The organism is Nitrosomonas sp. Nm51 (assembly GCF_900111165.1).
Classification (GTDB): Bacteria; Pseudomonadota; Gammaproteobacteria; order Burkholderiales; family Nitrosomonadaceae; genus Nitrosomonas.
In genome coordinates this window covers 30,568-55,094 of the sequence record NZ_FOGH01000006.1, presented here as the reverse complement: position 1 = coordinate 55,094, position 24,527 = coordinate 30,568, and the positions used below count along the sequence as shown (strand labels likewise).

The following is a 24,527-nucleotide window of genomic DNA, read 5'->3' as shown; positions in this document are numbered from 1 at the left end:
GCAAATTGTCTGTGTGCTATTCACGATTTTTTTATGTACTACCATTCAGAAGAAGCACTATATTATCATCAGAGAAATCAACACAACGTGAAAATCAAGCAGTCTGCCTGAATGTGCCGAGCCAGTCACGCGCCGCATCCCGGGCCGCGCTGTCGACCTTGAGAACATCATTAAGCGAGTGCATTGTTTCCCGTTCCGATATATTCATGACATGCTCAATCATGGCCGGGATCGCAGTAAAGGGCATTTTTTCTTCAAGGAATGTCTCGACCGCGACCTCATTAGCCGCATTAAGTACGGCAGGCATGTTATCGCCCATTTCCAGCGCCCGATAAGCCAGCCTCAGACAGGGAAATCGTTCAAAATCCGGTTTTTCAAAATTCAAATGAGCAACATCGAACATATTTAACGACGATACACCGCTTTCAATTCTTTTCGGATACCCCATGGCATGCGCGACCGGTGTGCGCATATCCGGATTTCCGAGTTGCGCCAGCACAGAGCCATCAATATATTCGACCATTGAATGAATAACGCTTTGCGGATGAATGACGACCTGGATGTTCTCGGGCGCAGCATTAAACAGCCAATGCGCTTCGATGACTTCAAGCCCTTTGTTCATCATGGTCGCCGAGTCGACAGAAATCTTACGTCCCATATCCCAGTTAGGGTGGGCGCATGCCTGTTCCGGCGTTACATGTGCCAGTGAATCCAGAGACGCACTTCGAAAAGGTCCTCCCGAAGCAGTCAGCAATATACGCCGGATACCCTTACCTGGCAGATTTCCATCAAAATCATGTGGAAGCGACTGATGGATTGCATTGTGTTCGCTGTCAATAGGCAGCAACGTTGCACCATGTTGCTTGACCTTGTCCATAAATATACGCCCTGCCATAACCAGCGTCTCTTTATTCGCTAATAATATCAGTTTGCCGGCCCGTGCCGCTGCAAATGCCGGGCGTATGCCGGCTGCACCGACAATAGCCGCCATGACCACATCCACGTCAGACATTGAGGCAACTTTTTCCAGTGATTCTATGCCGGACAAAACTATCGTATCGAGTTCAGTTTGATCGATAGCCCGTGCCAGGCGGCCGGCCTGATCGGCATCCAGCATCACGGCAAAACGCGGCCGGAATTGTATGCATTGCGCCAGCATTTTATCGGTGTTGTTATTTGCAGTGAGTGCAATGACATTGAACAGATCGGGATGACGGTTAACAACATCAAGCGTACTCTCGCCGATACTGCCCGTGGAGCCCAGAATCGTCAAATGGCGAATTTTATTCATGATTGAAAAGAATTAAAAAGTAGTAATGCCAGAATGGCCAAAGGCAAAGACGGTGTCAGCGCGTCGATCCGGTCCAAAATACCGCCATGTCCTGGCAGAATTTTACCGCTATCCTTGACGCCCGCCTGACGCTTGACCAATGATTCAAACAAATCGCCAATAATGCCCAGCATGGCAAGAGCCATCAACAAAGGCACCAACGACAGCAAATACGCGCCTTCAGCAAATACATACACCCAGACAAATCCGTAAACCGCCACCGCTAACATGGCACCGGCCACGCCCTCCCAGGTTTTTCCCGGACTGATATGAAAGGCAAGCTTATGTTTGCCGAAAGTCCGGCCCGTAAAATAAGCTGCTGTATCTGAAATCCATATGGTTCCCATAAAACCCAGCAGCAGAAGCGGACTGACGGCGCGTAACTGATAGAGCGCTAGCGCAGTTGGTAATAATACCAGCCAGCCCATTACCGTCAACATGATTGTATGGTTGACGGCAATCGATTTTTTCAACATCAAAGGCACGTAACCAACCCAGAAAAACACTGACAGCACATAAATCCAGATTGCAGTCAGCGCATAGGGATCGGTCTCTACCGCTTCGCTTAACAAAAACAGCAGTTCACCGCCCAGTAATGTAGTCAGCACCATGAAAATAACGGTATTTCTGACTGAGAATCGAGCCAGATAACACCATTCCCGCGCAGCGATAACTGTCAGAACCAGTATTAAGGCAGCCCAGAATATATCCTGCAGATAAAACAAAGCGGATAAAAACAGCGGTAACACCACGAACGCAGTCAGGATGCGGGTTTTTAGCATAACTCCCTGCTGTACCGTTGAAACCTGTCAGAACGACAATAGAAAAAATTAACAGCAGCCAGCTGGCTAGCACCACGCAAGCTGATTGCATCAAGCCATTTATTGCTGAACTTGCTCGCTGGTTTGGCCAAAACGCCGCTCCCGTTGCTGATATGATTGAATAGCAAGATCGAATTCTTTTTCATCGAAATCCGGCCAAAGCGTATCGGTAAAATATAATTCCGTATAGGCAAGCTGCCATAATAAAAAATTGCTGATGCGGCATTCTCCGCCCGTACGTATGAACAGATCAGGTTCGGGTGCGTAGTACATAGAAAGATATTGCGCAAGATTTTCTTCATTCAAATGCACCGGTAAATCAGCCGATTTTTCTATCAACCGTCGCATGGCCTGCAAAATATCCCAGCGTCCGCCATAGTTCGCCGCTACCGTTAGCGTCAGCTTGGAATTGTTTGCGGTTAATTGCTCGCCTTTTTGGATAAATTGAATAATTTTGGATTCAAATCTGGAAATATCACCAATCACCTTAAAGCGTATGCCGTTTTCATGCAGTTTGGAAATCTCTTGCTCCAGAGCGCCGGCAAAAAGCTGCATCAGAAATGAAACTTCATCATCAGGACGCCGCCAGTTTTCACTGCTGAAAGCAAAAAGTGTCAGATATTCGACACCGTGATCAGAACAGGACTTAATGACATTACGGACAGTTTCAATCCCTTGTTTATGTCCTGCCATCCGGGGCAAGTAACGTTTCCTTGCCCAACGTCCATTACCATCCATTATAATGGCTATATGCTTCGGTATTGGTCCGGTTTCAGGTATTTCTCGCGTGGAGCTTGTACCTTGAGACATATTAAACAGCCATCAATTCTGCTTCTTTTGCTTGCAAAATCTTTTCAATCTCAGCAATGTAACGATCTGTTATTTTTTGTATTTCATCTTCACTACGACGCTCTTCATCCTCTGAAATTTCCTTGGACTTCAATAACTCTTTTAACTGGGTGTTAGCGTCCCGGCGTATATTGCGCATGGCAACACGGACGTTTTCCGCCTCATGTTTGACAACTTTCGTCAATTCCTTACGGCGTTCTTCGGTCAATGGCGGCATAGGAACACGAATGGTTTCGCCAACCGACATGGGATTCAACCCAAGATCAGATTCGCGGATCGCTTTTTCAACAGCACCGGCCATCTTTTTTTCCCATGGAATCACGCCAATTGTGCGCGCATCGATCAAATTGACATTGGCCACTTGATTGACGGGCGTTGGCGCGCCATAGTAATCGACCATCACGTGATCAAGCAGGCCAGTATGCGCGCGCCCGCTTCTGACCTTACTTAAATCGACTTTTAACGCCTCCAGGCTCTTCTGCATTTTCTGTTCAGCAGTTTTCTTTACATCTGCAATCATAATCATCTTTCCATAAGCTGCGCACCAGCAGTAATTGATAACGAATGAACATAACAGCCGGCATCAAAGTTAAACCATAACAAAAGTTCCCTCTTCCTCCCCGAGGATAATACGTCCGAGCGCACCTGGCTTGAAGATACTGAATACATTGAGCGGTAATTTTTGATCTCTGCACAATGTCAGCGCAGTTGCATCCATAACCTGCAGATTTTTGTCAAGCGCCTCATCAAAGGATATTTTCTGAAAACGTGTTGCCTGCGGGTCTAGTTTAGGATCACTGGAATATATACCATCGACTTTGGTTGCTTTGAGCATAATGTCGACATTCATCTCCATGCCGCGCAACGCTGCAGCCGTGTCGGTTGTAAAAAAAGGATTTCCCGTTCCGGCGGCAAAAATAACTACCCAGCCTTCTTTCAAATACCGTATCGCCTTACCACGTATATATGGTTCGACAACCTGGTCAATACGCAAAGCCGATTGTATCCTGGGAACAAGCCCCGCCTGCTTCATTGCGTCCTGTAATGCAAGCGCATTCATAACGGTAGCCAGCATTCCCATGTAATCCGCTGTCACGCGTTCTATGCCATCGTTGGCCGTCTTCATGCCACGAAAAATGTTGCCGCCACCGACTACTATGGCGACTTCGACACCCAGGTCGTTGATTTCCGCAATCTCTGAAACAATACGGCCAATTACGGCCTGATTAATACCATAGCTATCATCACCCATAAGCGCTTCTCCTGACAGCTTGAGCAAAATGCGCTGGTATTGCGTAGGCATGTTCGTACTGTTTAAAAGAATGAAGCGGTTATCATGCCTATCTAGCCTGGCCCATCTGCGCTTTAACTTCTTCCGCAAAATTCTCTGTTTTCTTTTCGAGACCTTCGCCGACAACAAACAAAGTAAATCCATTCACTGCTGCAGATTTTTTTGCCAACAGTTTCTCTACCGTCTGCTCAGGATCCTTGACAAACGGCTGACCCAGCAAAGTAATCTCGGCCAGATACTTTGCAATACGTCCATCGACCATTTTCTCAATAATATTGTCCGGCTTGCCGCTCTCGGCAGCCTGCGCCACGAAGATTTCGCGTTCATGCGCCAGCACGTCCGGGGATACTTGATTTTTGGAAACACACATCGGTTTGCTGGCGGCAATGTGCATCGCCAAGTCCTTACCCAGAGTCTCATCGCCACCCTGATAATCGACCATAACGCCAATTCTGGTTCCGTGCAAATAGGAAGCCAGTCGGCCATTTGTTGCGTGATAAGTACAACGGCGGATACTGATATTTTCACCAAGCTTCATTACCAGCGCCTTGCGTGCCGCCTCGATTGTCTCGCCGTCAGACAAGGCGGTTTCACTGAGGGCCTGCAGGTCGCTCTCTTTTTTTTCTGCAATCAGTTCAGCCAGATCGTTGGCGAATTTGATAAAATCCTCGTTTTTGGCAACAAAATCCGTTTCGCAGTTGACCTCAACCAGGGCGCCCGATTGATTATCGGCAGCAATAAAAGCGCCCACAACACCTTCCGCCGCAACGCGCCCGGCGGCTTTACTTGCTTTGGCGCCGCTTTTAATCCTGAGCAGATCTTCTGCCGCTTTCATATCACCATTGGTCTCCGTCAGGGCCTTTTTACATTCCATCATGCCAAGCCCTGTTGACTCGCGTAATTCCTTTACCATGCTTGCGGAAATCGCCGACATATTTTTTTTACTCCAGATACAGTTTAAACAAAGTCTAATTATTCATTTTGAATGGATATTCAATTTTGCATCATGCCTATGCAAGAAGCTGAACCTGACAAAAAATGCACCGGCAGAATGTAACCGGCAATATCCATTATAAAAACACAACCAGAAAAATAAAAAAGAACGGCACAGCCGTTCTTTTCCATATTTATTCGTATGAATCCTCGGCACTCATTTCGACGATCTCCTGAAGCGCCTGGTTACGTCCTTCCAGAATCGCATCCGCCACACCGCGCGCATACAAACGGATCGCCCGGCTGGAATCATCATTACCTGGAATGATATAGTGCAGCCCCTCAGGATTATGATTCGTATCAACCACACCCACGACTGGTATGCCCAGTTTTTTTGCTTCAGTAACCGCGCCTTTTTGGTAACCTACATCAACGATAAACAACGCATCCGGCAGGCCTTTCATTTCTTTGATACCACCTAAGCTGGCGTTCAGTTTATCGAGTTCGCGCTGCATATCCAGCGCTTCTTTTTTGATCATTTTTTCCAGCATGCCTTCTTGCACCATCGTTTCCATATCATGCAAGCGCTTAATCGATTGCTTGATGGTTTTGAAATTGGTCAGCATGCCACCCAGCCAGCGCTGATCAACATACGGAGAACCGCACCGCGTCGCCTCTTCACGTATGATATCGCGCGCCTGGCGCTTGGTCCCTACAAGCAGGATAACGCCTTTGTTTGCTGATAGCTGGCGCACATAATTCATCGCCTCCTCGTATTTTTCCAAGGTGCGTTCCAGATTGATAATATGGATTTTATTCCGATGGCCAAAGATGTAGGGTGCCATTCCAGGGTTCCAGAAGCGTGTTTGGTGACCAAAATGAACGCCTGCTTCCAGCATTTGCCGCATTGTTACTGACATGAATTCTCCTTTAAGGGTTGAACCGCCATTCACCAAGTGACCTCGCCGCTCCCCTCTTCTTTTTAGGGAAAACTGCGAAGCACCCTTTTTTATCTATCAGGTGAATGTGTGAAATAAAAACAATTTTAGGACAGACACAGCATTCAAACTACCATCGAATCGAATACAATTGTTTATTCATCCGCCACCCGGGCATTATAGCATTTTCAGACCGGCACTCAAGCTGACAAAAGCAGCGGACCATAAAGAATGAAGATTATAAAGATAGAGTATTAAACTCATGGGAGAATTTATGTGGCACAGGAAGAATTACCCATTTTTAACTTCAAACGTTCGAGATCATGAATCTGTATATGCTTGTTATTTACGGAAATAACAGATTCTTGCTGTAATTTTGAAAAAGCGCGGCTTACTGTCTCCAGTTTTAATCCCAGATAACTTCCGATTTCTTCGCGCGTCATTCGCAGATTAAAGCTGGTCTCCGAATAGCCACGAATCGCAAAACGTCGGGACATGTTCAACAGAAACGATGCCAGGCGCTCTTCGGCTTTCATACTGCCGAGCAACACCATGACACCATGATCGCGCACAATCTCACGGCTCATGATTTTATGAAAATGACGCATTAACGAAGGAATTGTCCGGCCGATTTCTTCCAATTTGGCAAAAGGAATTTCACACACTTCGCTGTTTTCCAAGGCAATTGCGTCACAAGTATGCAAATCACTGCTAATAGCATCTAAACCAAGCAGCTCGCCGGTCATGTGGAATCCCGTTACCTGCTGACGTCCGCCTTCCTCAAGAATACATGTTTTAAAAAAACCACTCTTGATAGCATACAGCGTCTGGAATTTTATGCTTGCACGATAAAGATATCCCCCCCGCGGAATTTTCTTTTTATGACTGACCACTTCTCCAAGCACACTGATTTCCCGGTCATCAAGACCTACCGGCAAACACAATTCACGCAGACTACATGTCGCGCAGCTTGAACGAAGCCGGGAAACATCAAAATTTGTCGAAAAAAAACCTTCCGGTAACAAACGCTTATATCCGTAGCATGGTTTAACAGGCTGGAACTGCTCGCATTAGGCTTTTAAATCATTTTATTGATCTGAATCAAAAACCGTTATTCAATCTTTAAGCATCATTCTACTGTCATATAGTGATGATGTGTTGATATTCTTAAGTCAGGCTCCAGTGCAGATACGCCATCTGCCATAGCGCCTGAATCAGCCGAAACCTGCTTTCCAATCAATTTCAAACAGTATTTTGCCAATGAGATTGGCAGCGTTTACAGGATTTTTGACCCCTGCCCGAAGAAGAATCAAGTGTTTTTGTTCTGGCTGGCCGTTAACATGCCGCTGAAAAAGCTTTCCTGAGAGAGAATGAAAATCGGTGCGTCGGGAGAAAGTACAATTATAATAAAGCGCACATGCCGAATCCGTTTCAAGCCCTGCAATCACTATGCAGCTGTTTATTAAACAGCTGCTTAAGCCGCCAGAGGACCAGAAATCCTCTGACAAATGATACATTAACCGAATATTGTTATTTCACTTCACTATTTTCCAACAGGTAGTCCGTCAAACGATCTGCCGCATCACCTTGAATATTTGGAAATGCCGGCATTCTCATACTGCCATTCTTAACTTTGTTTTTCAGCGCATCCTTGTTAGCCATGTTTTCGCTCAGAATCATGGCCACATCACCCTTTAACGGTTTATGGCATTCCGAACAGGCGGTGCTAAAAATCCGCTCACCTGACGCGTCTGCAGGCGGCGTATAGTCATTACTACTGCCGCAGCCAACCAACGCAGCTGCTGCAAAAAACGTTAACACTACTCTTAATTTTTTCATTATTGACTCCCTTGACCTTGTTTATTTAAATCACTACAGCATTCATTTGTCAGTCTATCATTGTTTTGATAATGAAAACGCACCGCTTTTTACTTCATTCAAAACAACAAATAATAACCTTACCGACAACAACGATATTTTGTCAAACGGAAATCACTTGGTTAATGCGCGCCGGGAAAGACCACCGCAAATGAAATCCTTAGCAAGCGCACAGCACATTAGCAGCATGACGATGGAAAAGGGTAATGCACCCATAATCATGGCTTTTTGCAACGCTTCCAGACTGCCGTCTCCGGATATTAACAAACCCGCAATCACTGCGGAAAGAATCATCCCCCAGATGATCTTATGTTTCAAATCCGCATGATTGCCGCCACCCGTCATGATCGTATTTAAGACCAGAATCCCTGAATCTGCAGAGGTAATCAGAAATGTCAGAATTAGCACGACTGTAAGCGTGGAAACAAGCTGTGCAAGCCCAATGAACCAGCTGCCGGAAAGCAGAACGCCTAAGGTTTCAAACAGCTGGGCAGACATCGGCGCTTCAATAATACGTTTGTCCGCCACACCCGATAACTCCAGATGAATCGCCGTGCCACCAAGCAAGGTTATCCAGATAAAACACACTGCTGCGGGTGCCAGCATTGCGCCGAATATAAATTCCCGAATTGTGCGCCCTTTAGATATACGCGCAAGAAACAAACCGACAAATGGCGCAAAGGCAATCCACCATGCCCAGTACAATATTGTGCCCTGCTCCTGCCATTGACCGCTGGCGGTGTCCGGTTCAAAAACCTCGACTGATATAGCAGGCAGGACACGCAAATAATCGATACTTGCACGCCCATAAAGCTCCAATAAAAAAAGCAGCGGACCGAATATTGAAAAAACCAGTAGCAGCAGGCACGACAAACTCAGGTTCAGATTGCTGAGCAACTTGATTCCACGCCCAATACCCGTGGCAGCAGACACAATTGACAGCACCATCACCGTCAATAACGCCAAAAGCAACGCAGATTGTGTTGCTTCAGGGACGGAATCGATTCCTGATGTCATCATCCACTCGCCCCCGGTAATTTCACTAATGCCGGCGATCAACTGTTTGATGCCATATCCAATCGTCACTGCAATACCCAGTAACGTTGCAATGATGGCCGTGATATCAAGCAAATGTCCCACGTAGCCATTGAGGTGTTTTCCCAGCAGGGGGACCAGCGCCGAACGTATCGTCAGCGGCAAATGATAACGATGCGCAAAGTAGGCGAGCGCGAGCCCTGTCACAACATAGATACCCCATGGATGCAGGCCGTAGTGCAAAAATGCATAACGAAATGCGAGTCGAACCGCTTCATCCGTATGTGGTTCGACATCGCCGCCAATAATTTCAGGATTTTCTCCAAAATGCCACAGCGGTTCCGCCGTTGAAAAAACCATCAACCCGATGCCCATGCCGGCACCGAACATCATGGAAAACCAGGAAAAATTTGAAAACTCGGGCTGCGAATCGGCATCGCCGAGTTTTCGTTTCGCTATTGCGGGTATCATTGTCATGACAATGCAGAAAAACAGAAACAACGTAACCACATAAACATAGTAAACATTGAAATGATTCAGCAGCGTACTGCTCGCTGCATCTAAAACAGATAATGCCTTATCTGGAAAAACCGCGGCCCACAGAGCCAATGCGGTAATCAACAGCTTGCTGGCAATTGTCATGAATTTGTTAAACCCTTTATAGAACCCGGATTCGGCTAATTCAATCTGAATAATTTTAAATGGCGGCTTGATAACATCTCCCCTCTTTTTATTGGCTTCGCTGCTCATAGTTGCTGGCTTTTAACTTACACTGTATCGAATTGAATGGACAAGACTCGCACCGTTTGAGCAGAATCTAACGATACATAATATTTCGTGTTTAAGCGCTGCAACAGAACACCGGCATCCACATCGCACGAAAAGCGACTGGAATTTTGCTTGTTTGCCGATCGTTATTATGCGGACGGCCTGTAACTATCAAAGGCATTCAGGCAGTTGCCCATTTCTACCCACAGGCATCGCTGTACCATGGAATCAATGCCACGCAAAGTGGTTTACAGCAACCTGCAAATTGTATTCGCTTTCCAAGCCGGGAAACAAACGCTAGCCGAATTGGATGATTGGATAATGCGTTCTTCGATATCCTCGTGTAATATTAAATATGCATTAATAGGAGTCGTTCATAAATAACTGTAACATTTGGATCGCTTCTGGCGGGCACACTGCGGCGTTGTTCGTCGTCGCCATAGCTTGTGCTATGACTCATCCTCCCGCCTTGCATTGCATCCCGCCAGACACACCCAATTGTCACACTTATTTATTCCGGCTCCTAAACACTTCAAGCACTGAGCGATGGCTTCCGGTCAATCACCCTTTCCAGGGAGTACCGGCTAACAGCTGTTCAGACACCGACCACAGCGCCAAGGCGCAAATCGTTTTCGACTTTTATGCGAACAGCCGCCGTCTCAAGTACGGCTTAAAGGCTTCGTCAGCAATCTGTTAAAAATTCTTGCAACCCGGAACGGGTCAATTGATGGCGCATTCGACTGACTAAGATCTTCCCGGGTTTTTTTACGCATCCCAAAGCTGTCGAAAAATCTTACACAAGCGCACAAACCTGAAAAACTAAAGAGTAGAATTCATAATAATCAATTGAATATATTTATTTATATAAAAATGGCACAAATTTTGCTTGTCTACATATGGAAAGAAATATCTTTACTTGTTTTCTTTTCAAGCATTGAATTAGCCCGAACATCAACTATGACAACACGCAACAGCGAGGCGGCAATTCTACTGTTGTCTATTTCCGGGTTCAAGTTAGATGCGCTTATTATTCACATTGACGCATTGATGTACATTATCAAACCAACAAGAAGGCGATCTGTTTTAGGCGCCATCGTTTACCTTAACTTAAGCGCACGGCTTGCAATGCTCTCAAATACTTTTTCGATTCGGGTAAAGAGATAGTTCGCTGACAGCAATTCGCGCCACAAACTAACTGTCAGCAGTTTTCTATACAGTGTGGCATACGAAAAGCAGACAAAGGATGCGCAGAAACCGTAACAGTATCAATTTGGCCTCCATACAACAAGACAAATCTGAGATCATACTTGTTTTGGAGTCCAAATTATATTGAGAAGCAAAAAAACCAGTCTGCGGATGTTTGTCGGGGCATATTAGGAAAATTACTAACACCCCTAATCAACGTTTTCCAGGATATTACAGGTAGCATAAAGCATGAAAGAAGCGCGAAATACGTTGCCCGCCAGAATGGCAGGCCATATTGGTTTTATTATCATCTGTATAGTTTTAATGGCTTTGTCCAACAAAAGCGAAGCCAATTGGAAGTTAAGTCTGGACACTGAAATCGCGAGCACGCTAGCTCTCGCACCTGAAAATAGCTGGATAAAACTTAATACAAACCGCTATGATGATGTTTGGACGCCACTGGAACAGCGGCCAGCCCCTCCTGAGGCACCCGCGGTTGGTGCACCGCATAGCATTATAGGGGCATGGAGTTCGATGGTCTGGGATCCTAATCGCGGCAATATCATGATCTATGGCGGCGGTCATGCAAATTATCCAGGAAACGAAGTCTATGTCTGGGAATCGTCAACCCTGAAGTGGACGCGCGCATCATTGCCGTCAGAAGTCAAGCATATCATTGACGGGCAGTTCGAAAGTATTGATGGCGTATTAAACGCGCCGGTGGCTGCGCATACCTATGACAATTCTGAATTTTTTCCACTTCTGGATAGATTTGTCACGTTTGGTGGCGCAGCTTTTAACACTGGCTCGCGTTATATTCATACAGACGGCTCTCCTACGGGGCCGTATTTTTTCAATCCTGCTCTGGCAGATCAGAATGCTGTTGGCGGAACAACAGGGTCGCAGGTAAACCCCCAGTTATTTCCAAATGTAATTGGCAAGAATATGTGGAGCAACCGGGACAACCTGACTCCCGGCACTCCGGGAACAATTCTGCCCACAAATTTCATTAATACCGCGACCGCTTATTCTGAAGAAAACGGAGTTGATGTATTATATTTGCAAACAAACAATCGACTGTTTCGCTATTCTGCTTTTTCACCTACAGACCCATCCCAGGACACATATGAAATAGTCGGTAATGTTCAATCCGGGTCTACCTTTGCAGGTCAGGGCGCCGGGGCATTTGATCCGCAGCGTAAAATTTTTGTACGGACCGCTGGCAGCACATTTATTTTTTGGGACCTGAATCAGCCGGCAGGAACAATTGCACAGAATGTAATATTTTCACCCGACGTAATTGGAGGAGCTTTCAATTTCTCCAGGTTAGATGATTATGGACTTGATTTTGATCACATTCGTCAGTTTTTTGTTCTGTGGGACGGCAACCAGGACGTTTGGCACTTGATACCTCCCCAGGATTTGGCTTCTGGAAACTGGGTGCTGAGCCGAGTTACACCGCAAGGTGTCACTACGCCGCAGCAGAGCGGCACCGCGAATCCAATTCTTGGAAAATGGAAATATTCGAAGGCGCTTGATGCTTTTGTAGGGTTATTCGATGAATTAACCGGTGACATCTGGGTGTATAAGCCGACAAACTGGCAACCTGAAGTGGCTAGTGAAGGCGTATCGATTGCACATTTGAAAGAAAATGAAATCATTTATGCAAATCAGTCTGTCGATCTGTCGATCTATACGTTAGGAAAAACAATTTCAAGTGTGCAATATCTTCTTGACGGTAATGTAATTGGCACTTCAAATGCCGCTCCTTATACTTTTGAGTGGATTGACAGAACGCCTGGCACTTACGCTTTGACAGCCAGCGCTTTATTTACCGACGGTTCGTCGGCTGTATCGAATCCTGTAAACATTGTTGTATCATCCGACACAATTGAAACCATAAAACTACAGCATGGTTTAAATGAATATACTGGCACAACGGATACATATCTTGATCTATTTCTGAGTACGAGTAACATGTCGGAAAATGCCAGTTTACTCAGCCGGGGTAATGGCTCCATCATGCCTTTAGTTCGTTTTGCAATTTTTGAAAGTGAAGGTGGACCGATTCCCGATGGCGCAATAATCCGCAAGGCGGATCTATCTGTATACAAATATTCTGCCTATGATCATGTCTATGGCGCAAACCGTATATTATCCGATTGGGATGGAAATACTGTAACTTGGTTTGAGAAAGCGTCTGGATCAAGCTGGAACACGCCAGGGGCTAATACACCCGATGTAGATTTTGCCGCTAATTCGGATGGCGAGGGCAGCGTAGAATGGGATCCGGAATGGCTTATAATCGATGTGTCATCAGGTGTTCAAGATATGAGCGCAAACGGTCAAAATTTCGGCTGGAAAATGGTCTCCAAAGGCGGGAATAATAATATTATAAAATTTCACAGTAGCGAGTTTTCTAACGACCCATTATTACGGCCTTCCTTAGAAATAGAATATGTTTCAAGTTCCGGTCCGGCTAACTTTCCACCATCCATCAGTTTAACTACACCTTCAGAAGGCGCTGTATTTACCGAAGGCGACCTCATTTCACTGACCGCCAATGCCAACGATACCGATGGCAACATTGCCAAGGTCGAATTTTATGCGGATGACGTTTTGCTGGGCGAAGATACCGGCAGCCCCTTTGAATTTTCCTGGAGCAGCGCAACAGTCGGCACGCATACCCTGAAAGCTGTTGCCATAGACGATAAGAATAAAAAAACAACTTCTTCAAACATATCGATTACGGTTAATTCTACAACTGTCGTAAATCTGCCTCCAACAATCAATCTGGTTTCACCGGTTACCGGAACCAGTTTTCAAACCGGAGCCTCCATTTCTTTAAGTGCAACGGCGGATGATTCCGACGGCATTGTAACCAAAGTGGCGTTCTATGCTAATGGAAATTTACTGGGCGAGGTTTCCAGCGCGCCATTTGAGTTTGCCTGGACGAATCCAACGACTGGCACGCATAATCTGAACGCGATTGCGACAGATGATAACGGCGCTACGGCAGCTTCTCAAATCAGCCAGGTAACCGTTACCCAATCCGGTTCAGGCAATAATATAATCATATCCCTGCAGCAAGGGCTGGATGACTATATGGGCACTGTAGATTCCTACATGTATGAATATTTTGATTCTGTCAATTACGGAGAAAATATTTTATTACAGGATAAAATAAACGGCAGCCGCTTTGCTTCAGTTATCCGTTTTGCAATCTTTGACAATGAAGGCGGTCCAGTACCTGACGGCGCTACTATTACGTCCGCCAAGATATCTTTATTTAAAACGTCATTCTACGACCATGTTTACCGCGCACACCGGATTTTGCTTAACTGGTCCGAAAATGACGTAACCTGGGAACAGAGAGAATCCGGAGCCGTATGGAATGTCTCCGGCGGACTTGGTTTTGGTCAGGATATCGCAGATATTCCTGATGGCGAAAGTGCTGTAGGCTGGAGTCCTGGCTGGCTAGATCTGGATGTGACCAGCGGTGTTCAGGCCATGAGCGTAACCGGACAAAACCATGGCTGGAGATTGTTGCCAGTAAGCGGCAATTCTAATACTAAAAAATTCGCCAGCAGCGAATATGAAACCGATCCCGCGCTTCGCCCCATACTCGAGATTGAATATATACCTGATACCGGTACGGTAAATTTACCGCCTGATGTGGATTTGACTGCTCCATCATCAGGTACTGAATTTATTCAGGGAGATCCCATTTTATTAACCGCCAATGCGAACGATGCCGATGGCAACATTGCCAAGGTCGAATTTTATGCGGATGACGTTTTGCTGGGCGAAGATACCGGCAGCCCCTTTGAATTTTCCTGGAGCAGCGCAACAGTCGGCACGCATACCCTGAAAGCTGTTGCCATAGACGATAAGAATAAAAAAACAACTTCTTCAAACATATCGATTACGGTTAATTCTACAACTGTCGTAAATCTGCCTCCAACAATCAATCTGGTTTCACCGGTTACCGGAACCAGTTTTCAAACCGGAGCCTCCATTTCTTTAAGTGCAACGGCGGATGATTCCGACGGCATTGTAACCAAAGTGGCGTTCTATGCTAATGGAAATTTACTGGGCGAGGTTTCCAGCGCGCCATTTGAGTTTGCCTGGACGAATCCAACGACTGGCACGCATAATCTGAACGCGATTGCGACAGATGATAACGGCGCTACGGCAGCTTCTCAAATCAGCCAGGTAACCGTTACCCAATCCGGTTCAGGCAATAATATAATCATATCCCTGCAGCAAGGGCTGGATGACTATATGGGCACTGTAGATTCCTACATGTATGAATATTTTGATTCTGTCAATTACGGAGAAAATATTTTATTACAGGATAAAATAAACGGCAGCCGCTTTGCTTCAGTTATCCGTTTTGCAATCTTTGACAATGAAGGCGGTCCAGTACCTGACGGCGCTACTATTACGTCCGCCAAGCTATCTTTATTTAAAACGTCATTCTACGACCATGTTTACCGCGCACACCGGATTTTGCTTAACTGGTCCGAAAATGACGTAACCTGGGAACAGAGAGAATCCGGAGCCGTATGGAATGTCTCCGGCGGACTTGGTTTTGGTCAGGATATCGCAGATATTCCTGATGGCGAAAGTGCTGTAGGCTGGAGTCCTGGCTGGCTAGATCTGGATGTGACCAGCGGTGTTCAGGCCATGAGCGTAACCGGACAAAACCATGGCTGGAGATTGTTGCCAGTAAGCGGCAATTCTAATACTAAAAAATTCGCCAGCAGCGAATATGAAACCGATCCCGCGCTTCGCCCCATACTCGAGATTGAATATATACCTGATACCGGTACGGTAAATTTACCGCCTGATGTGGATTTGACTGCTCCATCATCAGGTACTGAATTTATTCAGGGAGATCCCATTTTATTAACCGCCAATGCGAGCGACCCTGACGGTATCATTACTAAAGTCGAATTTTATGCGGATGGTGTTTTACTGGGTGAAGATACCGGCAGCCCCTACGAGTTTTCCTGGAATAGTGCAACAGCTGGTGCGCATACGCTACTTGCAGTAGCCACAGATGATGATGGAAAACAGGCAACTTCCTTAAGCGCGTCGATTTCTGTCTCAAATTTGATCAATCAACCACCAACCGTGACATTGACTGCTCCTGGCGCCGGCGCGATATTCGAAACCGGAGACCCCATACTGATAACAGCTGATGCCAACGACAGTGACGGCAACATTACAAAAGTGGCATTTTACGCCAATGGTGCTTTGCTCGGCGAAGTAACTCAGTCACCCTATGAATATTCCTGGCTGGATGCAACTGAAGGCATGCATACACTGCATGTGGTGGCAACTGATGACGGCGCCTTAACGGTGAATTCCGCTTCAGTAGGTATTGATGTGACGCAATCGGCAAATAATGGTCTTCGCGTTACGCTGCAAAAGGGACTCAATGGGTTTGTCAATGTGTGGGATAGTTATTTATATGAATACCATGATTTTGTAAATTTTGGCAGCCAAAATAAACTGCTGGACAAGTCACGAAATTCGCATTTTACGTCACTGATTCAGTTTGCAATTTTTGAATCAGAAGGTGGTTTGGTTCCTGACCAGGCAATAATTACTTCAGCGAAATTAAAGCTATATAAATCATCTTATTATGATCATGTTTACCGTGCACACCCATTGCTTTTACCATGGCTGGAAGACCAGGTTACCTGGCAAGAAAGCCAGCTGGCAGTTTTCTGGGACCAGCCTGGAGCCACAGGTTTTGGAACAGACATTGATAGCCAATATGATGGTGAAGCTTCAGCTTCATGGGAACCTAGCTGGCTTATTATAGATGTAACCCAGGGTGTGCAGGCGATTCAAAATGGCAGATCAAATTTTGGATGGAAATTGGTGCCTGTGAGTGGTAATGGTAATACAAAGACTTTTGTCAGCAGCGACTATGCTGAAGATGCTACTTTGCGGCCCGCGCTTGAGATTGAATATCTATTACAAGAATAACGCTTTGCTTGTCGCTCGGATATAACAAGTAGAGACAAAAGCAAACATTTGAAAGAATGTTTGAAAATAAAGCTGAGCAGAGAAAAGCAGGTTTTGGATAATTTTAAAACATGTCGTTCGTCTGTTCAGCAATTCCCGCCAACAACCCCAACACAAGGAAAATAAAATCACCAAGCGGTCTTTAAAAATAAATTTTTAAAGAATTACAGTATCATGGGAGCATCAATTAACGTAATAGGGTGAACCCTATGTGCCGAAGAATACCTTTCGCCAGCATTAAGCGCCTCCGGCCTACTCAAAGCGGTCCATACTTGTTTTGAAAGCGTGGAAGGTCACGGAAACGGCAAAGTTTTTTCACTGAATGATTGTCTCATGTCTGGATTTGCAGCTTTTAGCTGGAAGTTTCCTTCATTACTAAAATTCTTGTATGGAATCGCCCGCGCAGCACCGGACACTTACTTTCGGGAGTGATTGTGCTGATGTTTTTATGCTTTTTTTTAATGAAAATAACGCGTATACTCTTAAAAGTCGTATGGATTCAAGTTGTGGAACAGTACCTTTGTGCGGACTTTTTCCTTGATATTCGATGACTGCTTGCATATTCAACTTATCTTATGCAAGTGTAACTTCATTTATTATTTAATTCTTTATTAAGGAAAAAAATAGCATGGCAACAGGTATTGTAAAATGGTTTAATGATTCGAAAGGGTTTGGTTTTATTACCCCGGATGACGGTGGAGAAGACTTATTTGCACATTTCTCAGCAATCCAAAGTGAAGGTTTTAAATCACTTAGAGAAGCGCAACGCGTCGTCTTCGAGGTAACGACCGGTCCGAAGGGAAAGCAAGCATCTAATATTCGGCCTGAATAGTGCCAGTACGTAAAACACGTACGTAACAAATCGAAAACCCCGGTTCACCGGGGTTTTTTGTATTCAGAAACGGGCCTGATGCCGGATTTGATTCGCCATTCTACTTGCCAACGCTGAATTTGACCTTATGTTATACACCATGCAATAACCATAGGATCAAAAAAAGAAAAGGAGAAATTATGCCAGTCAGCGAACTATGTCATCGCGAAGTCATTACCATGCAGAAAGATGAAAGTGCTCTGGAAGCCGCCAGACTGATGCGCAAGCACCATGTTGGCGATGTAATTATCATTGCAGAGGAAAAAGGTATCCGCAAACCCATTGGCATTGTAACCGACAGGGATCTTGTGGTTGAAATCATGGCAACAGAGCTGGACCCTGCCGTTATCACCGCAGGTGACATTATGAAACCCGAACTCGCCACAATTAAAGAAAACACCGATGTATTCGAAGTTATCCGGTATATGCGCCGCAAAGCGGTCAGGCGTGTACCTGTAATCAACGACGATGAACAATTAGTTGGCATCGTCACCCTCGATGATCTGTTGCAATTGTTGTCTCAAGAATTATCCAGTCTGGTAAAACTGGTTGAGCGAGAAATTAGCAAGGAAATACAACAACGCCCTTGACCAGCTCCATCCAACCGGAACTGCGCATCCAAAACTGATTGGCCAATACACCTGCTGCCGACCCTGTAAGTTGATTGATCAGTCATTTTATGTCATAGTCAACAGCTAATACGCTATAAACAGCAGAAGCCACTGATTTAATATCTTTTTCAAACAAATCATAGCACTCAGGGGAAATTTTATGAGAAACCGGATTTACACATCACTGACAATAGCAAGTATTGCGGGCGCAATGTTAACGGTAACAGGCTGCGCCTCAAGTGGCGGCGGAAACAATGCCGATACTCTTAGTACGGTCGATAGCGGTTTAGCATCGGTGGAGCAGTCTGCACAGGCAGGACGCCGGGCAATCGAGACCGGTACCACAGCCGCAGCGGATATGACAAATCAAGCCAACGCAGCGATTGCATCCGGTGCTGCAGCGGCTTCCGGAATGACTGGCATGGCAGGAACTGCTGCCGGACAGGCTGGTCTGGTCAATATCCTTACGCAACAGCTCGGCATCTCGCAGCAACAGGCACTGGGCGGCGCCGGTGCTATTTTCCAGACAGCACAGGCAGGTATGGATCCCCAGGCTTTTTCCTCATTATCTCAATCGGTCCCCGGTATCAATGAAATGCTCAATGCCGCACCTGCTGTTTCAGGGCCACTCGGCGGAATGGGCAGCGGAGTATCTTCCATGCTCGGCAGCACCGGCAAGACCTTAAACAGTGCTGCGTCACTTGCTGCTTCGTTTCAGCAACTAAATCTGTCGCCGGACATGGTGGGTCAGTTTATCCCCATCGTGACAAACTATGTACAGAATACCAGCGGCCAAGTTACAGCGAACCTGTTGCGTTCCGCATTAAGCGCACCATAAAATTTACCCTCTGACATTTTACAAAACCCATAATCAAATGAGAAAACAGAATGTTTCTGTTTTCTCATTAAGCAGCATAACAACGTTTTATTTCAGCATGAATTCCACGCGGTGCCCCTTTCCGTCTTCCACTGCTTCAGTTTCCTGCTCACTCATCACAAACAAACGGTCACCGGAAATCCCGCCTTTTTCAAGCAGCCAGTTTTGCGCAGCCAGCGCCCTGTCTCGCGCCAGTTCTTGCATATCATCCTCTCCCACCTCAATATGCGTCAGCAACAATTGTTCCATTTCCGCATCAGGCAGGCTTTTCGTAAAACCCAGAAAATTAGTCGGTTTCTCAAAATCCGCTTCCGTGTAAACTACCTCCAGAAATTGGCTGTATTCTTCCGGCGTCAGTGTCACGCCTGCAAGTGAACCGCCAGCCTTTCCCTGCTTGGCTTCTGCCGCAAGCTTCTTTGCCTTGATCTGCCGTTTCAGAATAGCGTGCTTCAAACCTTCGCGGTCTTCTTCCGGATCAACATGGCCGGCAATTTCAAGACGCAAGGCTGGCCGGTCTTTGAGCGCATCAGACAAGGCCTGCAACCGGCTTTCCGCTTCAGTATCAATCTCAGCAAAACCTGGAGAGAAACTGATTTCAGACAGTTCTTCACCGTCTTCGAGCAATGAGCCTAACAACGCAAACGGCGCTGTTACCGCCCGGGTGATGAGGTTCACAAACGCATCCAGAATGATGCCGCCGAGGCTGAACTGCGGATCGTCAATGGAGCCTTTAACAGGTAAATGAATATCAATTTCGCCGCGCCGATTTTTGAGCAACGCAATAGCCAACTCAAGCGGTACCGACACCGCTTCTTCGCTGTCAACGCGCTTTCCAAGCGTAAACTGATCTAAAAAAACATTATTTTCAGCGGTTAGCGTTCCCTTCTCAACATGATAATGCACATCCACAGACAGTTTTCCCTTTTCGATGGCATACCCTACATATTTACCTGAATAGGGACTAAACTGCGGCAAATCGATTTCTTTTGCCTTGGCAACAATATCGAGCAATAACTCCGAACCGAGCGGCTTAATATCGCCACGAATCTGCAATGGAGCGGTGCCATCAATTTTGCCTTTTATATCAATGGCTCCAGGCCACTCAGCATGAATCGGGCCAATCTGGCCGGTCAAACCTGTTAGATTGGCACGGTAGTTGGGTTCTACAAAACGATCATGAAAATCAACATCACCGTGTTGCAGCAGAATTTTTCCGATACGCAGTGGCAGTGGTGCGCTTTCACTCTTTTTTTCAGTCTCCGCTTGAATCTGTACATCTTCTGCTGTTTGTTCCTCTTCCTGCCGCACGATATGCTTGAGATTCAATTCCCCGTCGGGCAATAACGTCACACGTGCAAAAAAGTCACCCAGTGTTACGGAATCGACATTGATATTCAACGGATCACTGACAAAATCCAGTTTCTCGATATCAAGATACTTCCAGCGAAACAGGTCTCTAGCGCTGTCTTGATCAATAACATTGAAATTATCCAACCGGCTTTGACCATTGACAACCACCTCAAGTGGTTCACCCTCAGCCTTGACCGTACCCTGGAAGGAAAAATTGCCACTGGTCAACAAAACATTTAACGCATCGCCCGCCCATCCCTGTAAAGAAACCAGATCAACTGCCTGCAAATTCAGATTCAGATCCACGGCGGGCGGCGACCAAGCCAGCCGGCCTTCGGTTTCGATCACACCATCTTCATTTACCTGGGCTTTCAATTTCAGTTCAGACGGTTTTACACCACTGATATCGATATTCGTAACGATCAGATTCAAAGGCTTCACCACCATTGGTATAGCATTATTCAATGTTAAATCAATATAGTGTATGGCTGCATTGCGCAATCGAAACTGATCAATTCGCACAACCCATGGTCCTGCTTTTCCTTCCTCCTTCTGCGCGCTATCGCTTTCTTTTGCTGTCTCTGTCTGTTTAATCTGTTCAGGCTGCACCTCATATGCCGGCTTTCTATCCGGTAACGGCATAGATGCCACAGTCTGCTTCGTTTCGGCAGGTTGCATTGCTTCCTGGCCGGCCAACAGCCATGCCTGATAGTCTTCATCGGATGGCTTTCTGCGGGGCTTTACAATGGCGGTTTCGTGCTCAGACGCCGGTTCTTCCACTACCGCATTTTTGGCTGCGCCTGAATCTGAAGGTTTAAAAAAACGCACCAGATCAATAGCACCACCGGCTTCACGATGGATACGCGTGTTCAGGCCATCAACTGTCACGTTTTTCAGCGCTATTGTTTGACCAGCCAATTCAACCATGCTGCTCACAGCCACTTTTGCTAATGAAACCGCAGCTTCCGGATTATCTGTCTTTGGCGACACGGGCAACACAGCAATATCACTCAAAGCCATAACCACAGGAGAAGGCTTTCTGCCGGTGATGTCGAACCGGTCCAGCGCGAGATGAAACACATCCAGGGTCAGCCGGTAAGGCGCCTGTGCTGCTGCATTTTTGACGGTGACCTTTCTTAATTCCGCCTGTCCCGATAATGTAACCTCAGGCGCGCCGTCGCCGGATTGCGCAAACGTGACAGTCAGATCACTATCGAAATAACCGGACCCTAAGCTGAATCCGTCAGGGAACGGTACATACTCATCGATACGCGTTATATCGATATCATCGACTTTGAATGCCAGCGTTGCTTCGCGTTTGTCCGTAAAAGGACGCAGCTTGCCATCCAATCTCACTGGCGCGCCATTAACGCTGGCGCTGAAATGCGGCTCAATCCAATTATCTTTGACTTTGTCCAGGTTGGCGATAAATGGAACGGCAAAATTGATTTCGGTTATTTCCTGGTAATTCTGTTCGAAACGGTCCACCCATTCAATATGCCCGTTCCTCAATACCAGATTGCTGACCGAGAACAATGCGCTTGTATCTTCTTCATCTTCCGGAAGTTGTGAGAATTTTTCGATTAAATCTGAAAAATTAAACCGATTTTCACCCTCTCTTGCCAATCGGATGTGCAAGTCATCCAGTGTAATTGTACTGATTACAGGCGCGCGCTTGGTGACCGACTCCGAGCTGATGTCAATATGCAGCCTATTGAATGAAACAAAAGTTTCCGTTGCATCGACGCTATCCTGTCGTTCACCAATATGAAAACCATGCACAAACAATTCCAGCGTATACGGTTTGACTTCAATCGCTTGAACACTGACCGGACGATCCAGAAGCACCGATAAGCGCAATTCAAGCTGGGATTTTGCATATCCGGGCAACCAGTAATAACCCAGCACGCCAAACAGCGCAATCATTGCCACAAAGACGGCCAGGACAATGCCAAGGCGCTTCCAAACAATAAAGCGGGTACCTGGTGGACGAATCTGTATTTGCGCCTTGTCTTGCGTCTGCGTCATGAAAATATCCTTTTGCTGATGGATTATGCAATGTTTTGGGTATTACAGGACTGTATAGATCGCATATATGCAGTGTAAAAATTGTAAATTAAAAAGACCAGGGATCGATTACGCATACCCGGATTGTGTTTGAGCAAGCGCCCGGCAGCAAATCAATAATGCGATTCTGCCTGTATTCCAACCAGCTCAACGTCAAAAATCAACGTCGCATTGGGCGGAATCACTCGACCAGCACCGTGTGCGCCATAAGCCATGGACGGCGGAATGATAAGCGTGCGTTGTCCGCCAACTTTCATGCCTCTTACACCCTGATCCCACCCTTTAATTACTCTACCGGCGCCTAACATAAAAGAGAAAGGGGTCTTTCGGTCATGCGAACTGTCGAATTTTTTACCCTTGTTATCCGCTGCATTTTCGTCGTAAAGCCACCCCGTATAATGCACACTTACAGCGCTTCCAACTTCGGCCTCCTCACCTTCTCCCACGTTCCGGTCAATTTTTTCAAACTTCGGCCCCGACTCTTCAGCCTGTTCCTGATATGCAAGCAGGGTCTGCGATAACAGAAACACCAACACAGACATAACAGAAGCCACTGAATACAATAATTTTTTTCTTTTAACCATGAAGTCCCTCAAAAATTTGTAAAACATTGATTAAATTGTATACTCTCATGTATCATAACCCTAGCATGAATTCATTCGTTTTGACGAATCCTTTTTGGATGCTTTTGATTGACGCTATGCAGCTTTTCGAAAAAAATCAACTTAACACAGACAGACAGGCGTTGCTCGGCGCGGAAACGGCCGGGCTGTTGCGTCTGCATCATTCACCGATAATCCGTAGTCTGTACCTGGGCGCGGGTTGTGTAGCGCTCATGCTGGGTGGGCTTGGTGTCATACTGCCGGTATTGCCGACGACACCATTTGTTTTGCTGGCAGCCGCCTGTTTTGCCCGGGGCTCTGAGCGTTTCCACACTCGATTGATGACCAATCGTTATACCGGACCGATTATTCTTCAATGGCGTTTACACCGCAGCATCCCCCGCAAAGCCAAACGGTTAGCTTATATCATGACAGCACTGTCATTCAGTGTTTCTATTCTTATAGTCCCCGAAATATGGCAAAAAATTATGCTCGCAACCATTGCTTGCATCTTAGCGTTTTGTCTTTCACGCATACCCGTTAGAGAATGTGACAGCGGCGATACTTCAGTCCACCTCTGACACAAACAGTCACGTGATGAAGCTACTGTTATACAGGCGTCAAAGGTCACTCAGAGTTCCGATATGCATGAAGTATCTGTGAGCATTTGCGTTTTGATTTTAGCGTCGCGCCGCGATCTACAGTAAGGAGTTCGTTCGTAAATAACTGTAACATTGGATCGCATCTGGCGGGCACACTTCGGCGTTGTTCGTCGTCGCCATAGCTTGTGCTATGACTCATCCTCCCGCCTTGCATTGCATCCCGCCAGACGCGCCCAATTGTCACACTTATTTATTCGCGGCTCCTAAGTTCTTTAACAGGTTATAAAAAAGCAAAAATTTCTTGTAATAACTTGTCCCGGTTTCATTCATTCCTAGCCCGGTGGAATGAACTCTATCCATGTTAATATGTTGACGTCGAAACCTTATGTCATTCTGGCAATTTGCCATCATCGAACTCGATGCCTGTTTAAATCACGCACAAATTAAACTGAAAAAAATTTAGTAACACACCAAAAA

At 46.1% G+C, this 24,527-nt stretch carries 19 protein-coding genes; 5 read left to right on the top strand and 14 right to left on the bottom strand.

What is annotated here, in order from left to right; translation table 11 throughout:
- Positions 1–94 precede the first annotated feature (94 nt).
- The 11 genes from ispC to BMY60_RS03955 all read right to left on the bottom strand — a co-directional run bounded on the left by ispC (position 95) and on the right by BMY60_RS03955 (position 9,825).
- Complete coding sequence (gene ispC / locus BMY60_RS04005) at positions 95–1,291, bottom strand: 1-deoxy-D-xylulose-5-phosphate reductoisomerase (RefSeq protein WP_090331409.1); 1,197 nt, start codon at positions 1,289–1,291, stop codon at positions 95–97.
- Entirely contained in the window at positions 1,288–2,112 is an 825-nt protein-coding gene (locus BMY60_RS04000) for a phosphatidate cytidylyltransferase (RefSeq protein ID WP_090331407.1), read from the bottom strand. The genes ispC and BMY60_RS04000 overlap by 4 nt, the downstream gene beginning before the upstream one ends.
- Before the next feature lie 99 nt (positions 2,113–2,211).
- Positions 2,212–2,961: an isoprenyl transferase gene (locus tag BMY60_RS03995; protein ID WP_090331405.1), complete on the bottom strand. Its 750-nt coding sequence runs from the start codon at positions 2,959–2,961 to the stop codon at positions 2,212–2,214.
- A 1-nt stretch (position 2,962) separates the two neighbouring features.
- Positions 2,963–3,520 carry a ribosome recycling factor gene (gene frr / locus BMY60_RS03990; protein WP_090331403.1) on the bottom strand — a complete coding sequence of 186 codons (558 nt, stop codon included), beginning with the start codon at positions 3,518–3,520 and terminating at the stop codon, positions 2,963–2,965.
- Between the two features lie 69 nt (positions 3,521–3,589).
- Positions 3,590–4,303 carry a UMP kinase gene (gene pyrH / locus BMY60_RS03985; RefSeq protein WP_090331401.1) on the bottom strand — a complete coding sequence of 238 codons (714 nt, stop codon included), beginning with the start codon at positions 4,301–4,303 and terminating at the stop codon, positions 3,590–3,592.
- A 37-nt stretch (positions 4,304–4,340) separates the two neighbouring features.
- Entirely contained in the window at positions 4,341–5,225 is an 885-nt protein-coding gene (gene tsf / locus BMY60_RS03980; protein WP_090331399.1) for a translation elongation factor Ts, read from the bottom strand.
- Positions 5,226–5,418: 193 nt separating this feature from the next.
- Positions 5,419–6,144: a 30S ribosomal protein S2 gene (gene rpsB, locus BMY60_RS03975; protein WP_090331397.1), complete on the bottom strand. Its 726-nt coding sequence runs from the start codon at positions 6,142–6,144 to the stop codon at positions 5,419–5,421.
- A 290-nt stretch (positions 6,145–6,434) separates the two neighbouring features.
- The gene (gene fnr, locus BMY60_RS03970; protein WP_090331395.1) at positions 6,435–7,187 is read right to left on the bottom strand and encodes a fumarate/nitrate reduction transcriptional regulator Fnr; all 753 of its coding nucleotides are present in this window, start codon (positions 7,185–7,187) and stop codon (positions 6,435–6,437) included.
- A gap of 189 nt (positions 7,188–7,376) precedes the next feature.
- Entirely contained in the window at positions 7,377–7,679 is a 303-nt protein-coding gene (locus tag BMY60_RS03965; protein ID WP_090331393.1) for a hypothetical protein, read from the bottom strand.
- A 13-nt stretch (positions 7,680–7,692) separates the two neighbouring features.
- Positions 7,693–8,001: a c-type cytochrome gene (locus BMY60_RS03960; protein ID WP_090331391.1), complete on the bottom strand. Its 309-nt coding sequence runs from the start codon at positions 7,999–8,001 to the stop codon at positions 7,693–7,695.
- 153 nt (positions 8,002–8,154) lie between these two features.
- The gene (locus tag BMY60_RS03955; RefSeq protein ID WP_090331389.1) at positions 8,155–9,825 is read right to left on the bottom strand and encodes a BCCT family transporter; all 1,671 of its coding nucleotides are present in this window, start codon (positions 9,823–9,825) and stop codon (positions 8,155–8,157) included.
- Positions 9,826–11,277: 1,452 nt separating this feature from the next.
- Here BMY60_RS03955 and BMY60_RS03950 point away from each other — a divergent pair.
- From BMY60_RS03950 to BMY60_RS03935, 4 genes are all read left to right on the top strand, one after another.
- Complete coding sequence (locus tag BMY60_RS03950; RefSeq protein WP_090331386.1) at positions 11,278–17,031, top strand: Ig-like domain-containing protein; 5,754 nt, start codon at positions 11,278–11,280, stop codon at positions 17,029–17,031.
- A 667-nt stretch (positions 17,032–17,698) separates the two neighbouring features.
- Positions 17,699–17,902, top strand: a complete 204-nt coding sequence (locus BMY60_RS03945; RefSeq protein WP_090331384.1) for a cold-shock protein — start codon at positions 17,699–17,701, stop codon at positions 17,900–17,902.
- Positions 17,903–18,081: 179 nt separating this feature from the next.
- On the top strand, positions 18,082–18,531 hold the full coding sequence (locus BMY60_RS03940) for a CBS domain-containing protein (RefSeq protein WP_090331383.1): 450 nt from the start codon (positions 18,082–18,084) through the stop codon (positions 18,529–18,531).
- A gap of 181 nt (positions 18,532–18,712) precedes the next feature.
- Complete coding sequence (locus BMY60_RS03935; protein WP_090331381.1) at positions 18,713–19,390, top strand: DUF2780 domain-containing protein; 678 nt, start codon at positions 18,713–18,715, stop codon at positions 19,388–19,390.
- Positions 19,391–19,477: 87 nt separating this feature from the next.
- Here BMY60_RS03935 and BMY60_RS03930 read toward each other — a convergent pair whose 3' ends face one another.
- Together BMY60_RS03930 and BMY60_RS03925 are read right to left on the bottom strand one after the other, a co-directional pair.
- Positions 19,478–22,807, bottom strand: a complete 3,330-nt coding sequence (locus tag BMY60_RS03930) for a DUF748 domain-containing protein (protein WP_090331379.1) — start codon at positions 22,805–22,807, stop codon at positions 19,478–19,480.
- Positions 22,808–22,959: 152 nt separating this feature from the next.
- On the bottom strand, positions 22,960–23,430 hold the full coding sequence (locus BMY60_RS03925) for an FKBP-type peptidyl-prolyl cis-trans isomerase (RefSeq protein ID WP_090331377.1): 471 nt from the start codon (positions 23,428–23,430) through the stop codon (positions 22,960–22,962).
- Positions 23,431–23,495: 65 nt separating this feature from the next.
- On the opposite strand from BMY60_RS03925, the gene BMY60_RS03920 reads away from it, so the two are divergent.
- On the top strand, positions 23,496–24,029 hold the full coding sequence (locus BMY60_RS03920) for a YbaN family protein (RefSeq protein WP_371264185.1): 534 nt from the start codon (positions 23,496–23,498) through the stop codon (positions 24,027–24,029).
- Between the two features lie 46 nt (positions 24,030–24,075).
- On the opposite strand, the gene BMY60_RS15640 is transcribed toward BMY60_RS03920, so the two are convergent.
- Positions 24,076–24,249, bottom strand: a complete 174-nt coding sequence (locus BMY60_RS15640; RefSeq protein WP_177166572.1) for a hypothetical protein — start codon at positions 24,247–24,249, stop codon at positions 24,076–24,078.
- Positions 24,250–24,527: the final 278 nt, after the last annotated feature.